The organism is Streptosporangium minutum (assembly GCF_002149035.1).
GTDB lineage: Bacteria > Actinomycetota > Actinomycetes > Streptosporangiales > Streptosporangiaceae > Streptosporangium > Streptosporangium minutum.
This window is the reverse complement of sequence record NZ_NGFP01000018.1, coordinates 22,724-36,577: the sequence shown is the minus strand read 5'-3', so window position 1 is coordinate 36,577 and position 13,854 is coordinate 22,724. Positions and strand designations below refer to the sequence as shown.

Here is a 13,854-nt window from a genome sequence, read left to right as displayed (position 1 = left end):
GAGGGGAAGGCGTCTTGTCCGATCGGCTCTGCTGATTCAAGGTGGTGGAGCAAGGGGGAAAGCGGGGCCGCGTCGCGGTTCACGGTCTGGATCAAGCGCTTGCTCGGTATGTCTCGGCCGGGTTAGTCTGCCCCTGCGTACGAGAACAGATTCTTGTTCCATCCCTCCCGCGCCGCCATGACTTCTCGCAATATCGAGAACGTGATTCACTTCGGCGGTCCGGGAGCCTTTCGGCAAGAGAGGATTTCCGATGGGCACGCTCGGCTTCTGGAGACTGGCGCAGGCCGATCCGGAGTGGATCGCCGCCGTGGATCCGGACGGCACCGAACATCGCGCCGGTGACCTGCTCGCCCGTGCCAACCGCCTCGTGCACGGCCTGCGGGAGCTGGGGCTCAAGCCCGGCGACGGCCTCTGCGGCCTGGTGCCGAACGGCTCCGACGGGCTGGTGCTCTATCTGGCCGCGCTCCAGGCAGGGTGGTACTACACGCCCGTCAACTGGCACCTCACCGGCCCCGAGATCGGCTACATCGTCGCCGACAGCGAGGCCCGCGCCTTCTTCGTCGACGAGCGCTACGCGGAGGAGGGCCTGCGCGGCGTCGCCGAGTCGGGCATCGCACGCGACCGCGTCTTCGCGTTCGGGGGCCTTGAGGAGTTCCGCCGGCTCGGGGCCGCGGAGGGGGTGCGGCCCGCCTCGGAGCTGACCGACGGCAGGCCCGCCACCGCCCCCGCCGACCGTACGGCGGGCGCCACCATGCACTACACCTCGGGCACCACCGGCAAGCCCAAGGGGGTGCGCCGGCCGCTCAGCGGCCTGGACCCGGACGACGCGGCCGAGCTGATGACGTTCCTGCTCACCCTGTTCGGCATCACCCCGGGTGAGGGGAACGCCCACCTGGTCACCTCGCCGAACTACCACACGGCGGTCACCCAGTTCGGCGGCACGGCCCTGCACATGGGCCACACGCTCGTCTACATGGACCGATGGGACGCCGAGGAGACGCTCCGGCTCTGCGAGAGGTACCGCGTCAGCAACTCGCACATGGTCCCCACCCACTTCAAGCGCCTGCTCGCGCTCCCCGAGGAGGTGAGGAGCAGGTACGACCTGTCCTCGCTCAGGTGGATGATCCACGCCGCGGCGCCCTGCCCGGTCCCGGTCAAATGGGCGATGTTCGAGTGGTGGGGCGACTGCATCTACGAGTACTACGCCGCGACCGAGGGCGGCGGCACGATCGCCACCCCCGAGGGCTGGAAGAAACACCCCGGCACGGTGGGCACGGCCTGGCCGATCAGCGAGCTGCTCATCGTGGACGAGAACCTGGAGCCGGTCCCCGCGGGGACCCCCGGCACGATCTACATGAAGATGATGGGCGTCCGCTTCGAGTACAAGGGCGACCAGGCCAAGACCGAGGCCAACCGGCTGAAGGACCACTTCACAGTCGGCGACATCGGCTACCTCGACGAGGAGGGCTTCCTCTTCCTGTGCGACCGCAAGGTCGACATGATCATCTCGGGTGGGGCCAACATCTACCCGGCCGAGATCGAGAACGAGCTGATGGTCCACCCGAAGATCGCCGACGTGGCGGTGTTCGGCATCCCCGACGAGGAGTGGGGCGAGCAGATCAAGGCGGTGGTCGAGCCCGCGCCCGGCGTCGCCCCCTCGCCCGAGCTGGCCGCGGAGCTCATCGAGTCGCTCCGGGGCCGCCTGTCGAAGATGAAGTGGCCCAGGTCCGTCGACTTCATCGAGGAGATGCCGCGCGAGCCCAACGGCAAGCTCCTCAAACGCAAGCTGCGCGACCCGTACTGGGAGGGGCGAGACCGTGCGATCTGAGACGTCCACCGGCCGGGAGGACCGCGTGCCGACGCGGGAGGGGGAGCGCCGATGACGCTCGAAGCGCGGCACGTGCTGGAGTTCCCCGGCGGCTACACCCGCACGACGGGACCGGTGATCGGGCGGTTCCTCACCGAACTGCGGGACGGGCGCCTCGTCGGGGTCCGCACGGCCGGCGGCCGGACGCTGGTCCCCCCGCTGGAGTACGACCCCGGCACCGGTGACGCCGTCACCGGCGAATTCGTCGAGGTGGGCCCGGCAGGGACGGTCGAGAGCTGGTCGTGGGTGCACGCCCCCCGCGCGGGCCACCCGCTGGACCGGCCGTTCGCCTGGGCGCTGATCCGGCTGGACGGGGCCGACACCTCGCTCGTCCACGCGGTGGACGCCGGCGACGTCAAGGCCATGCGCCCCGGCCTGCGGGTCCGTCCCCGCTGGCGGGCCGAGCGCACCGGGCAGATCACCGACATCGAGAGCTTCGTCCCGGAGGTCACGAAGATCGTGTCCCCGGTCCGCACCGAATACGTCCTGAAGCCCGGCCTGGCACTCGCCCGCTTCCTGGAGGGGGTCGCCGCGGGCGTCTTCGTCGGCTGCCGGTGCGGCTCCTGCCACAAGGTCTACGTGCCCTACCGGCTCTCCTGCCCCGAGTGCGGCATCGCGATCACCGAGGAGGTCGAGGTGCCGGACACCGGCACGATCACCACCTTCGCGATCAACAACCTGCCCGATCCGCGCGCCCCCGAGGTGCCGTTCGTCTCGGCCTACGTCCTGCTCGACGGTTCGGACGTCCCGATGATCACCCTGGTCGGCGGGGTCGCGGCCCACGAGGTACGGCAGGGCATGCGGGTGCGGGCCGTGTGGGTTCCCGAGGAGGAGCGGACGGCGTCCATGGCCAACATCAAGTGGTTCGCCCCCACGGGCGAGCCGGACGCGGAGCTGTAGATGCGTGAGATAGCGGTCGTCGCGTTCGCGCAGACCAGGCACAGCGCGACCGACCAGGGGCAGAGCGAGCCCGAGTTGATCCTCCCCCCGCTGGACGAGGTCAGGGAGAAGACGGGGCTGCGGAAGTTCGGCTTCACCTGCTCGGGGTCGTGCGACTACCTGGCGGGCGCGCCGTTCTCCTTCGTCTCGGCGCTCGACGCGCTCGGAGCCTGGCCGCCGATCTCCGAGAGCCACGTGGAGATGGACGCCGCCTGGGCGCTGTACGAGGCGTGGGTCAGGCTCCAGCACGGTGACGTCGACTCGGCGCTGGTCTACGGGTTCGGCAAGTCCTCCCAGGGCGACCTGCGGGAGATCATGACGCTCCAGCTCGACCCCTACTACCTGGCCCCGCTCGGCCTCGACCAGGTCTCCTACGCCGCGCTGCAGGCCTCGGCCGCCAAGGTCGACCGCGCCCGGCTGGACGAGATCGTACGGCGCAGCCGCGCCGACGGCCGGGCCAATCCCTACGCCCTCGACCTGCCCGACCCCGGAGGGGACGCCTTCGAGGTCGAGCCGCTGCGGCCGTACGACATCGCCCCGGTCACCGACGGCGCCGCCGCGGTGGTGCTGGCGGCCGGGGACCTCGCCAGGGAGCTGTGTGAGCGCCCGGCCTGGATCACGGGCATCGCCCATCGCATAGAGCCCCATTACCTGGGCATGAGAGATCTCGCCCGGTCGGCCTCCGCCGCCGAAGCCGCACGAGCGGCGGGGGCCGGCAAGGGTCACGTCGACGTCGCCGAGCTTCACACCCAGTTCAGCCACGAGGAGCCGATCCTCCGCCAGGCGCTGGAGCTCCCCGAGTCCACGGTCGTCAACCCCAGCGGGGGGCCGCTCGCGGCCAACCCGGTCATGGCCACCGGCCTCATCCGCGTCGGCGAGGCAGCCCAGCGCATCCTCGACGGCGCCGCGAGCCGTACCATCGGGCACGCCTCCAGCGGCCCCTGCCTGCAGCACAACCTCGTCACCGTGATGGAGGCCTGATCATGGGTAACCCGTGTGCGGTCATCGGGATCGGCCAGACCCACTACACGACCAAGCGGCGGGACGTCTCCATCGCCGGGCTGGTCCGCGAGGCGGCGCTGCGCGCGCTTCAGGACGCGGGCCTGACCTGGAAGGACATCGACGCCGTTGTCATCGGCAAGGCGCCCGACCTGTTCGAGGGCGTGATGATGCCGGAGGCCTATCTGGCCGACGCCCTCGGCGCCGCGGGCAAGCCGATGATGCGCGTGCACACCGCCGGTTCGGTCGGCGGGTCCACGGCGCTGGTCGGGGCCTCGCTGATCCAGGGCGGCGTGCACGACCGGGTGCTGGTGGTGGCCTTCGAGAAGCAGTCGGAGTCCAACGCGACCTGGGCGCTGTCCACGCACCTGCCGTTCAGCGCCTCGCTGGTGGTCGGCGCGGGCGGCTACTTCGCCCCCCACATCCGCGAGTACATCCGCAGGTCCGGCGCCCCCGAGCACATCGGCCACCTGGTGGCGGTCAAGGACCGGCGCAACGCCCTGAAGAACCCCTACGCCCACCTGAGGATCCCCGGGATCGACCGGAAGATGGTCGAGTCGACCCCGATGCTCTGGGAGCCGATCCGCTACCTGGACACCTGCCCGTCCTCCGACGGCGCGTGCGCGATGGTCCTGGCCGCCGGGGACAAGCTCACCGGCAGCACCCCCGCCTGGGTCCTGGGTACGGCGATGCGCTCAGAGCCGATCTTCCGCGCCGGACGGGACACCGTGAACCCGCAGGGCGGCAAGGACTGCGCGGCCGACGTGTACCGGCAGGCCGGGATCACCGACCCGCGCCGGGAGATCGACGTGGCCGAGGTGTACGTGCCCTTCTCCTGGTACGAGCCGATGTGGCTGGAGAACCTCGGGTTCGCCGCCGAGGGGGAGGGGTGGAAGCTCACCGAGTCCGGGGCCACGGCTCTGGACGGTGACATCCCGTGGAACGCCTCGGGCGGGGTGCTGTCGAGCAACCCGATCGGCGCGTCCGGGCTGATCCGGTTCGCCGAGGCGGCACTCCAGGTCAGGGGGATGGCGGGGGAGCACCAGGTCGACGGGGCCAGGCGGGCCCTGGGGCACGCCTACGGCGGAGGCGCCCAGTTCTTCGCGATGTGGATGGTCGGCAGCGACAGACCCTGATCTCCCCCCAGGAGGGCCCGATGGAGTTCAACCACGCAGATCTGTTCGAGGGGCTCGCGGACGCGATCGGGGACCGCGTCGCCGTCGTCTGCGGCGGCGACCGCCTGACCTACGCGGAGCTGGACGCGGAGGCCAACCGGCTCGCCCACCACCTGACGGGCGCGGGCGTGCGGGCCGGGCAGCACGTCGGGATCCACCTCTACAACGGTGTCGAGTACGTCGTGGGACTGCTGGCCACCCTCAAGATCCGGGCCGTGCCCGTCAACGTGAACTACCGCTACGTCGAGACGGAGCTGCTCTACCTCTACCGGGACTCCGACATCGTGGCCCTGCTGTTCGACGTCGAGTTCGACGACCGGGTGGCGGCCGTGGCCCCGCAGGCTCCCGAGCTCGGGCACCTGATCGCCGTGGGCGGTCCGTCCCGGGTCGAGGGGGCGGTGCCGTACCGGGAGGCGCTGGCCGGCGGGCCGGACACGCGGGGGTTCCCCGAGCGGTCGGGCGGCGACGTCTACATCATCTACACCGGCGGCACCACCGGGATGCCCAAGGGGGTGATGTGGCGGGCCGAGGACCTGTTCTTCGCCTTCGGCGGCGGCAACCCCTACGGGGACCCGCGCGCCACGCCGGAGGAGGTGATCGAGGCGGCCACGGCCTCCGGGCCGCTGACCATGATGGCGGCGGCCCCGCTGATGCACGGCGCGGCCCAGATGGCCACCTTCATCACCTGGTGGATGGGCGGAACCATGGTCTACGTCCGCAAGTTCGACGCCGCCGAGGTGCTCCGCGCGGTCGAGCGGGAGAAGGTCCTCACGGTCAACCTCACCGGCGACGCGATGGCCCGCCCGCTGGCCGACGAGATCGCCGCGGGCTCCTACGACCTGTCGTCGCTGGTCGTGATCAGCTCCACCGGGGCCATCCTGACCGGCTCCGTCCGCGACCGCCTCCAGGAGCTGCTCCCCGGCAGGATGATCATAGACAGCTTCGGCTCCAGCGAGTCCGGCTACACCGCCTCGGCGGTCCCCGGCTCCTCGCCCGAGTCGGGGCAGCGGTTCCAGTCCAACCCCGCCTCCGCCCTGGTCGTGCTGAACGAGTCCCTGGAGCCGGTCAAGCCCGGCGGGGGCGAGCTGGGCACGGTCGCCAAGAGCGGCCGGATCGCCTTCGGCTACTACAAGGACGAGGCCAAGACCGGCCGGACCTTCGTGACCGACAGGGCGGGCGTGCGCTGGCTGCTCACCGGCGACATGGCCAAGGTCGAGGAGGACGGCACCATCACGATCTTCGGCCGGGGGTCGGTCTGCATCAACACCGGCGGGGAGAAGGTCTTCCCCGAGGAGGTCGAGGCGGTGCTCAAAGGGCATCCGGCGGTCTTCGACGCCGTCGTCACCGGCATCCCCGACGAGCGCTGGGGCAGCCGGGTCGCCGCCGTGGTGGAGCTCCGCCCCGACGCGAGGCCGTCGGCGGAGGAGCTCGACGCGCACTGCCGGGAGAGGCTCTCCGGCTACAAGGTGCCCCGGGTCTTCGCCTTCGTCGACGAGATGGTCCGTTCCCCGGCGGGCAAGGCCGACTACCGCTGGGCCAGGGAGACCGCCCAGGCCGCCCAGGACTGATCCCGCCCCCGAGAGGGCCGGCCCGCGACAGCGGGGCTCGAACTGCGGGAGGACAACCCGCTGGGCATCCCGCGCCGAGTCGACGGCGTCCTGGACCGAGAGCCCCACGTTGACGTGTCCTGGCTTGAGGGCCCGCGTCGGCGCGATCCGGTGGGGACGCCTCCCGGCCGGTCTCCGGCGCGGCGGTCCCCACCGGGGAGGTCCGGGAACGCCGCCGGACCGCTAAAGGGCGGCGAGGGCCTCTCGGGCCTCGGCGGCCACCGCGCGGCGGGCGCCGTCCTCACCCAGCGTGAGGACGTGCCGCAGCGCCAGGCCGTAGGCCCGGCCGAACGCCTCCTCGGCCGTCGCCTCGATGTCCGGCGCCACGCCGACGCCCTCCCAGTTGTCGCCCCTGACCGGGTTGACGGCGCGGCCCGAGGGGACGGCCGACTTCAGGTGCGGGCCGACGTAGTAGCGGCCGCCGGGATTGGCGCCGCCCCTGGTGCGCTCGCCGACGATCGTGGCGCGGTCGCGGGTCTGCAGGTCGTAGGCGAGCTCCTCAGCTCCGGAGAACGTCAGCGAGCTGGTCAGGACGTAGATCGGCTTGCTGGGGCCGAAGCGCGGGCCGGGGACGTAGGGCAGGGTCCAGGACTGGTCGGTGTGGCCGGTCCCGCGCCAGTAGATGGAGTTGAGGTGGGTGGGTTCGTCGAGACCGAAGAAGTAGCTGCAGATCAGCGCCACCATGCCGGGCGAGCCACCCCGGTTGCGGCGCACGTCGAACACGAGCGCGTCGGTGTCGGCGACCAGCGTCATCGCCGCCACCGCCCGGTCGCCGGCCGTTTCGGGCTGGCAGAACATCGTCGTGTCGATGTATCCGATGTTGCCGGGCAGGCGTTCCACGCGGGCGAAGCCGTAGCCGGACAGCGAGATCTCCGCCTTGTAGAGGGCGGCGTCCGACGGGTCGTCGACCGGCACCTCGTCGACGCTGTGGATCAGCCGCAGATGCTTGTCGCCGTTGACCGACTGGAGGTCCTCGGTCACCGCCGCGGCGAAGGCCTCGTCCCCCGGGATCCCGGCGTAGGCGCCCGCGGCCAGCCGCTTCCGCAGGATCTCCGCGATCTCCGCCCCGACCTCGGGGAGAACATAGTGCTCGGTCAGTTGCGCGCAGAGCGTCTCGACCTGTGGTGTCCAGTCCATGGCCATGGACTCTAGTGTTCCGGCGACATTTCCGGATCTTCCCTGCCGAGATGACACGGACCACCCGGCCCCCGGCCTTCAGCCTCTTGCCCCGGCCCCCGGCTCCTTGCCTCCGACCTTCGGCTCCTTGCTCCCGGCCCCTGGCTCCTTGCCTCCGACCTTCGGCTCCCGGTTCCTTGCCTCCGGCTCCCGGCTCCCGGCTCCCGGCTCCCGGCGCCTAGCCTCCGGCTCCCGGCCCCTCCCCTGCCGGGGCGGACCCGTCCCGTGCGGTCGGTCGACGAAGGTACCCGCGTCTCCCCGGCCGACAGCCCCCGCGCTCCCGTCGGTCCTCCCGCTTAGGCCCGCGGCCACCGGGTAACAGCAGCACATGCTTGATCTTCTGCCCGAGGAGACGCTCCGGGAGGTCGTCGACCTGCTCGTCCGCCTCGTGGAGGCGGCCGGCGCGACCGTCATCTTCGTCGGTGCGGCTGCGGCTTTCGCGCGGTTTCTCCTGGTGGCCGCCCGCCGGAGCGGGGCCGACGGGTTCATCGCCGTGCGGCTGTTCCTGGGGCGGTTCCTCGCGCTGGGTCTGGAGTTCCAGCTTGCCAGTGACGTGCTGCGCACGGCCATCTCGCCGAGCTTCACGCAGATCGGGCAACTCGCGGCGATCGCCGCCATCAGGACCGCCCTGAACTTCTTCCTGAGCAGGGAGATCGAGCGGGAGGGACGTACGGTGGCCGAGGCCGCTCCGCGTGCCGTGCCCGGTGCCGGCGGTGGATGAGGTCGTCCGGACGGCCGCCGCCCTGGTCGTCGTCATGGGACTGGTCGCGGCGCTCGCCGCCCTGCTGCGCGGCGGCGGCCCCGGGGGCGCGATGGCGGTGTTGCTGGACTTCCTCGTCGCGGCGGGGCTCCTCCGCCTCTCCCTCGCGCAGACGTGGACGGCGATCGCCGTGGCGACGCTCACGATAGTGATCCGCAAGGTCGTCGTCGCCGCGCTCTCACTCCGGACGCGGCCGGCGGCGCCTCGCCTGCCCCGCCGGGCCGCCGAGTCCTGACCGGCCCTACGGGGCCGGCCGCCCAAACGTGGTGCTCGGCTGCGACACCCTGGAGGACTACCTGACGCGCAGCCGCCACTTCGGCGCGGTCGTCGGCAGGTACGGCGACCGCATCGCGGGCGGGCGGTTCACCCTCGACGGCGTCACCCACAGGCTGCCGGTGAACAACGGGCCCAACAGCCTCCGCGGCGGGCCGGGCGGGTTCGCCAGCCGGGTGTGGCGGGTGGCGGAGGTCTCCGGCACGGCGGTGACGCTGGAGTACGTCAGCGCCGACGGGGAGGGCCGACGGGGAGGAGGGCTGTCCGGGCACCCGACCGTCTCGCTCACCTACACGCTGACCGGGGACGCGCTCCGGCTGGACTATCGCGCGACCACCGACGCGCCGACCGTGCTCAACCTGACCGACCACTCCTACTTCACCCTCTCGGGCAACCTCCTGGACGGCGTCGCCACCGCGTACGGCAGGCACGCCGGGCGAGGCTCGTGTCCCGACAGGCCTCCCCGCGGTGAGGTCCGTCGGGGGAGGCGCGGTTCCTAGGCTCGGGCGGCCGCGGCGCTCTCGCCGGTGAACGCGGTCACGGCGCCCAGGCCGACGTAGACCAGGCCGCTGGTGACGTCCAGGCGGCGGCGGGCGCGGGCGGAGCGGCGCAGGCGGCCCGCCATGGCCGAGGCGAGCAGGGCGAAGGCGCCGTCGCTGGCCATGCCGAGCGCGATCCAGATCGCGCCGAGCAGCAGGATCTGCGGGGCGATCGGCCCTCGGGAGGGGTCGGTGAACTGGGGCAGGAAGGCCAGGAAGAAGATCGCGGTCTTCGGGTTGAGCACGTTGACCACGAACCCCTCCCAGAACATCCGGGACCGGCTCGCGACCGGCGCCTCGGCCGCCTCGGCGCCGTCCGGGCGGGACATCAGCTTGCGGACGCCCAGCCAGACGAGGTAGGCCGCGCCCAGATACTTGACCAGGGTGAACGCGGTCGCCGAGGCGGCCAGCAGGGCGCTGACGCCGAGGGCGGCGGCGGCCACGTGGACCACGGAACCGAGGTGGATGCCCAGCACCGACACCATCCCCGCACCGCGGCCCTGGGCGACGCTGCGGGTCACGATGTAGAGCACGGCGGGACCCGGCACGAGCAGCAGGGCCAGGGTCGCGGCGGCGAAAAGGGCAATGGTTGTCAGATCCGGCATATCCGGATCTTAGGCCCGCCCACTCGCTGATCGCCCGGGTTTTTCCACGGGCCTCCTCAGCGGCCCTTCGCCGCGCGGAGCAGGTACGACGAGAGGACCACGACTCCGGCCAGTGCCTGGGCGGCCAGGAAGCCGCCGAGCGCGGACGGCTGGGCGGCCAGTGCCAGCGCCAGCGGAAGGCAGCCCAGCGCCGCCAGGTCGACGCCGGTCAACCCCCACACCATCGGGCCGGTGGGCACCGTTCCGACCGGCGTCTCGATGATCGGCATCGCATGGTCGACGGGGTTCCGCCGCGCCATCCGCAGGCCCGCGGCGGCCAGGGCGGGAGCGGCCGACAGCCCGAACAGCCACCACGGGCCCTCCGCGAGCGTGCCGGCCAGCACCAGACCGGTCAGGGCCAGGGAGAGCCAGACGGCGCTCAGCAGCGCCGGCAGCAGCGCCCGCGCGGCGAGCGCGGCGCGGGCGTCGACGCCGAGCAGACGCGCGAGACTCGGATTGTCCCCGTCGCGGCGCGCGCCCGAGGTGCCCGCCACCGCGGCGGCCAGCGCGCCGGCGAGCAGGGCGCCCACCGTGATCGCGGTGACGCCCCCGGCGGCCTGGGCGGCCAGCGAGGGGAGCGCGGCGGCTCCGAGCAGGGCGGCCAGCCGTCCAGGGCGCCGGCCCAGGCGGCGCCAGTCCTGCCAGGCCAGGGCCAGCGGGGCGGGCAGCGGCGGCCACGGCCGCGAGCGCAGGGCACGCCCCCGCCAGTGGTTGTCCTCGGCGATCCAGGTCAGAGCGCCGGGGTCCATGCCGACGGCCGCACCGGCCACGTGACCGGCGCGGGTGGAGGCGGCCAGCAGGCTCCGCGCCGGGATCCGGGCCAGGGACGACCACGCCCGCCGTACGAGCAGGGCGGACGCCACCGCGGCCACACCCGCCAGGGCCGCGCCGAGCGTCACGGGCGCGGACGCGACGGAGGGGAGGATCCGGCGCCCTGGCCCCGACGCCGACAGCGCCGCGACCCCCGCGAGCACCGTGATCGCGACGAGGGCCACGTGCAGCCAAGAGTCCCAGGTCTGCGACGACTGCGAGAGCACGGCCAGCGCCATGCCGCCGGCCGCCGCGGACACACCCAGGACCACGGCGGCGACCAGCCGCACCGCCAGTTGGTCGGGCGCGCCCAGCACGGCGAGCAGGCCCACCCCGAGCACGGTCCCGGCCAGCACGGAGATCACGAGGAGAAGCCTCGCGGTCCGTCCCAGCACGCCGCGGCGGTCCAGCGGGGACAGCACCAGCCAGGCGGCGTCGGAGGCCGGCACCGCGACCGGGCCCACCGTGCGGGCGACCGCGAGCAGGCCCGCGTAGACCAGCGCGACGAGGGCCACTCCGGCCCCCATCCGCGACGGATCGGCCTGCCGGGCGATGGTCGCCAGCATGGAGGAGGCAGGCTGGGCCAGCACCGCGGCCCCTATCGCCAGCCCGAACAGGGCGGTGTAGCGGTCCAGCCAGCTCGCGGGGGTAGGGCGGCGCGACCGGATGAACGCGCGGACCTCCGGAACGCCGCTCACGCCCTGTCTCCCGGGTGCTCGTCCCGCGGGTGCCCGTTCTCAGGGTGCTCGTCCCGGGGGCGTCCGTTCCCCGGGTGCCCGTCTCCCGGGTGTCCGCTCCTCGGGTGCCCGTCCGCCATGTGCTCGTTCCCGGAGCGCCCGTCCGCCGCGTGCCCGTCCGTCAGCACGATCTGGCGGGCCAGGGTGGCCTCGGCGAGCCGGAGGTCGTGGGTGGCCATGATCACTGTGCCGCCGGCGGTCGCGTACTCCCTCAGGATCGTCGCCAGGTGCTGCCGGAAGGTGGAGTCGAGCCCGCGTTCGGGCTCGTCGAGCAGGAGCAGCCGGCTCGGCCGGAGCAGGGCGTTCGCCAGCGAGAGCCGCTGCCGCTGGCCGGTGGAAAGGGTCAGCGGCGAGGCGTCCGCCCGCCGCTCCAGATCGAACAGCCCCAGCGCCGCGTCGACCTCCAGGCGGGGCGGCGTGTGGACGGCGCGCATCAGCTCCAGGTGCTCGCGGACCGTCAGTCCCGGGTACCACGCGGGTTCGTCTCCCACGAGGACGACGTCCCGCCAGAAGGCGGAGTCGTCCCTCGGCGGGCCCCCCAGCACGTCGAGCTCTCCCGAGGCGGGGGATTGCAGCCCGGCCAGGCAGCGCAGCAGCGTCGACTTCCCCGCGCCGTTCGCACCGATCACGGCGACGATCTCGCCGGGTACGGCCGTCAGGCCGACGTCTCGCAGAACAGGGTTGCCGCCGAGATCCACCCCGACGTCGCGGACAGTGATGATCGGTGTAGGCACCGCTCGAGCGTAGCCAATGCCGGTCCCGCCCGCGTGACCCTGCCACGGGTGGAGCTGATGGGGGGCGGCCTGTTACGGGCGGCTCGCGGAGACCAGGGCGGTCAGCAGGGCGGTGGTCGCCGGAGGGGCGGGAGGCTCGCCGTAGGTGGCGGCGTAGACGTGCCGGGTCGAGCCGGGCAGCTCGATCGTGTTGACCTTCGGGTGGCGGTGCGCCCGCAGCGCGAGGGCGGGCAGGACCGTCACCCCGATCCCGGCCGCCACCAGGGCCTGGACGGCGACGATGTCGTCGGTCGTGAAGGCGATCTCCGGCTCGAAGCCCGCCCTGGCGCACAGGTCGAGCAGGTGGCTCCGGCACCGGTCGCAGCCGCCGATCCAGCGGCTGTCGCGGTGTGAGAGCAGGTCTCCGGTCCGGCCGGAGGTGACCAGGTAACTGGGGTCGTCCAGCAGGTGGACCAGCTGGATGCCGTCGTCCTCCGGGGCGGTGTCGTCGTAGCGGAAGATGACCGCCACGTCCACGTAGCCCGCGCGGAGCATGCGCAGGGCCTCGGGCGGCTCAGTCTCGGTCAGGCGCAGTTCCAGACCGGGATGGTCCCTGGCGAGCAGGGCGGCGGCCTCCGGCACGAACGTGCCCAGGGCCGAGGGGAAGGCGGCCAGCCTGGCCCGGCCCGCGCGCAGGCCCACGTGGGCGGAGAGCTCGGCGGACGCGGAGTCGATGCGGCCGACGATCTCGGTGGCCCGCTCCGCCAGCAGGCGGCCCGTCTCGGTGAGCCGGATGCCCCGGCCGGCCCGCTGGATCAGCTTGGCCCCGGTCTCGGCTTCGAGCTTGGCCAGGTGGTGGCTGACCGAGGGCTGGGAGTAGTGCAGCTCCCTGGCCGCGGCGGTGACCGATCCGTGCCTGGCCACGGCGGCGAGCACGCGGAGCCGTACGACGTCGAGCATGTATCAACATTATCTATGAATAAAGAGCAAGATAGACATTAGACGTCATGTATCGTCCGGCGCACTCTTGGGACATGGGAATCATGACGCTCGCCCGTCCCGGCTTGGTGGAGCTGGTCGCGGGAGTCCGAGAGCTGACCGACAGGTCCACCGCCCCCCGGACGACGGCTTTCGCCGTGGCCGACATGCTGCGTGAACGGCTGCCCTCTCCCGAGATCCTCACCGAGGAGGAATGTCTGGGAGACCCCGGCCACTACATCGGCCACCCCCTCCACACCGAGGCGGCCTTCTCGATCCTGGCGGTCGTCTGGCGACCCGGCCAGGAGACCGTGATCCACGACCACATCGCGTGGTGCGTGTTCGGGGTCCTGCAAGGGGTCGAATACGAGACGCTCTACCGCCTCGACGGCGACCACCTGACGGAGATCGGCCGGACGGCCAACCAGACGGGGGAGGTCAGCGGCTTCGCCCCGCCCGGAGACATCCACCGGGTCCGCAACACCGGCGACAGCACGGCGATCTCCCTCCACATATACGGCGCCGACCTCCGCGCCGCTCCGAGCAGCATCCGCCGGGTCTACGACCTGCCTGTCCGCTGACCCCGGCGGTTCCATGACCTGCCCGTCCGCTACCCCCCGATGGCCGTACGGCGTCG

14 protein-coding genes are annotated in these 13,854 nt (G+C 72.5%); 9 read left to right on the top strand and 5 right to left on the bottom strand.

Annotated elements, in window-relative coordinates:
• The first annotated feature begins 250 nt into the window (after positions 1-250).
• Genes CA984_RS06435 through CA984_RS06415 form a run of 5 tightly spaced genes read left to right on the top strand, consistent with a single transcriptional unit; the run spans position 251 to position 6,548 of the window.
• Entirely contained in the window at positions 251-1,828 is a 1,578-nt protein-coding gene (locus tag CA984_RS06435) for an acyl-CoA synthetase (protein ID WP_086569224.1), read from the top strand.
• A 51-nt stretch (positions 1,829-1,879) separates the two neighbouring features.
• The gene (locus CA984_RS06430; RefSeq protein ID WP_086569222.1) at positions 1,880-2,767 is read left to right on the top strand and encodes a Zn-ribbon domain-containing OB-fold protein; all 888 of its coding nucleotides are present in this window, start codon (positions 1,880-1,882) and stop codon (positions 2,765-2,767) included.
• Entirely contained in the window at positions 2,768-3,787 is a 1,020-nt protein-coding gene (locus tag CA984_RS06425) for a thiolase domain-containing protein (RefSeq protein ID WP_086569220.1), read from the top strand.
• A gap of 2 nt (positions 3,788-3,789) precedes the next feature.
• The gene (locus CA984_RS06420; RefSeq protein ID WP_086569218.1) at positions 3,790-4,941 is read left to right on the top strand and encodes a thiolase domain-containing protein; all 1,152 of its coding nucleotides are present in this window, start codon (positions 3,790-3,792) and stop codon (positions 4,939-4,941) included.
• Between the two features lie 20 nt (positions 4,942-4,961).
• Entirely contained in the window at positions 4,962-6,548 is a 1,587-nt protein-coding gene (locus tag CA984_RS06415) for an acyl-CoA synthetase (protein ID WP_086569216.1), read from the top strand.
• Between the two features lie 222 nt (positions 6,549-6,770).
• Here CA984_RS06415 and CA984_RS06410 read toward each other — a convergent pair whose 3' ends face one another.
• Positions 6,771-7,724: a S41 family peptidase gene (locus CA984_RS06410; protein WP_086569254.1), complete on the bottom strand. Its 954-nt coding sequence runs from the start codon at positions 7,722-7,724 to the stop codon at positions 6,771-6,773.
• 367 nt (positions 7,725-8,091) lie between these two features.
• Between CA984_RS06410 and CA984_RS06400 the strand changes: the two genes are divergently transcribed.
• From CA984_RS06400 to CA984_RS06390, 3 genes are read left to right on the top strand one after another with little or no spacing between them, the layout of a single operon-like run.
• Positions 8,092-8,484, top strand: coding sequence for a DUF1622 domain-containing protein (locus tag CA984_RS06400; RefSeq protein ID WP_086569212.1), 393 nt, complete (start codon positions 8,092-8,094; stop codon positions 8,482-8,484).
• Positions 8,477-8,758, top strand: a complete 282-nt coding sequence (locus tag CA984_RS06395; protein WP_133061565.1) for a hypothetical protein — start codon at positions 8,477-8,479, stop codon at positions 8,756-8,758. Before CA984_RS06400 ends, CA984_RS06395 begins: the two co-directional genes overlap by 8 nt.
• Positions 8,759-8,786: 28 nt before the next feature.
• Complete coding sequence (locus CA984_RS06390; protein ID WP_242675776.1) at positions 8,787-9,296, top strand: aldose epimerase family protein; 510 nt, start codon at positions 8,787-8,789, stop codon at positions 9,294-9,296.
• Here CA984_RS06390 and CA984_RS06385 read toward each other — a convergent pair.
• The 4 genes from CA984_RS06385 to CA984_RS06370 all read right to left on the bottom strand — a co-directional run bounded on the left by CA984_RS06385 (position 9,293) and on the right by CA984_RS06370 (position 13,199).
• On the bottom strand, positions 9,293-9,940 hold the full coding sequence (locus tag CA984_RS06385) for a LysE family translocator (protein ID WP_086569208.1): 648 nt from the start codon (positions 9,938-9,940) through the stop codon (positions 9,293-9,295). The genes CA984_RS06390 and CA984_RS06385 overlap by 4 nt on opposite strands.
• A gap of 56 nt (positions 9,941-9,996) precedes the next feature.
• Positions 9,997-11,487, bottom strand: coding sequence for a DUF6297 family protein (locus tag CA984_RS06380; protein ID WP_086569205.1), 1,491 nt, complete (start codon positions 11,485-11,487; stop codon positions 9,997-9,999).
• The gene (locus CA984_RS06375; protein ID WP_086569203.1) at positions 11,484-12,260 is read right to left on the bottom strand and encodes an ABC transporter ATP-binding protein; all 777 of its coding nucleotides are present in this window, start codon (positions 12,258-12,260) and stop codon (positions 11,484-11,486) included. Before CA984_RS06375 ends, CA984_RS06380 begins: the two co-directional genes overlap by 4 nt.
• Positions 12,261-12,332: 72 nt before the next feature.
• Positions 12,333-13,199, bottom strand: a complete 867-nt coding sequence (locus CA984_RS06370) for a LysR family transcriptional regulator (protein WP_086569201.1) — start codon at positions 13,197-13,199, stop codon at positions 12,333-12,335.
• A 74-nt stretch (positions 13,200-13,273) separates the two neighbouring features.
• Here CA984_RS06370 and CA984_RS06365 point away from each other — a divergent pair, with 74 nt between their 5' ends.
• Positions 13,274-13,798, top strand: a complete 525-nt coding sequence (locus CA984_RS06365; protein ID WP_242675775.1) for a cysteine dioxygenase family protein — start codon at positions 13,274-13,276, stop codon at positions 13,796-13,798.
• Positions 13,799-13,854: the final 56 nt, after the last annotated feature.

Excerpts from the sequence above, each read along its gene's own strand:
- CA984_RS06435 (WP_086569224.1), top strand. The coding sequence starts at position 251 with ATGGGCACGCTCGGCTTCTGGAGACTGGCGCAGGCCGATCCGGAGTGG.
- CA984_RS06370 (WP_086569201.1), bottom strand. The coding sequence starts at position 13,199 with ATGCTCGACGTCGTACGGCTCCGCGTGCTCGCCGCCGTGGCCAGGCAC.
- CA984_RS06410 (WP_086569254.1), bottom strand. The coding sequence starts at position 7,724 with ATGGACTGGACACCACAGGTCGAGACGCTCTGCGCGCAACTGACCGAG.
- CA984_RS06365 (WP_242675775.1), top strand. The coding sequence starts at position 13,274 with ATGGGAATCATGACGCTCGCCCGTCCCGGCTTGGTGGAGCTGGTCGCG.
- CA984_RS06385 (WP_086569208.1), bottom strand. The coding sequence starts at position 9,940 with ATGCCGGATCTGACAACCATTGCCCTTTTCGCCGCCGCGACCCTGGCC.
- CA984_RS06420 (WP_086569218.1), top strand. The coding sequence starts at position 3,790 with ATGGGTAACCCGTGTGCGGTCATCGGGATCGGCCAGACCCACTACACG.
- CA984_RS06400 (WP_086569212.1), top strand. The coding sequence starts at position 8,092 with ATGCTTGATCTTCTGCCCGAGGAGACGCTCCGGGAGGTCGTCGACCTG.
- CA984_RS06415 (WP_086569216.1), top strand. The coding sequence starts at position 4,962 with ATGGAGTTCAACCACGCAGATCTGTTCGAGGGGCTCGCGGACGCGATC.
- CA984_RS06430 (WP_086569222.1), top strand. The coding sequence starts at position 1,880 with ATGACGCTCGAAGCGCGGCACGTGCTGGAGTTCCCCGGCGGCTACACC.
- CA984_RS06425 (WP_086569220.1), top strand. The coding sequence starts at position 2,768 with ATGCGTGAGATAGCGGTCGTCGCGTTCGCGCAGACCAGGCACAGCGCG.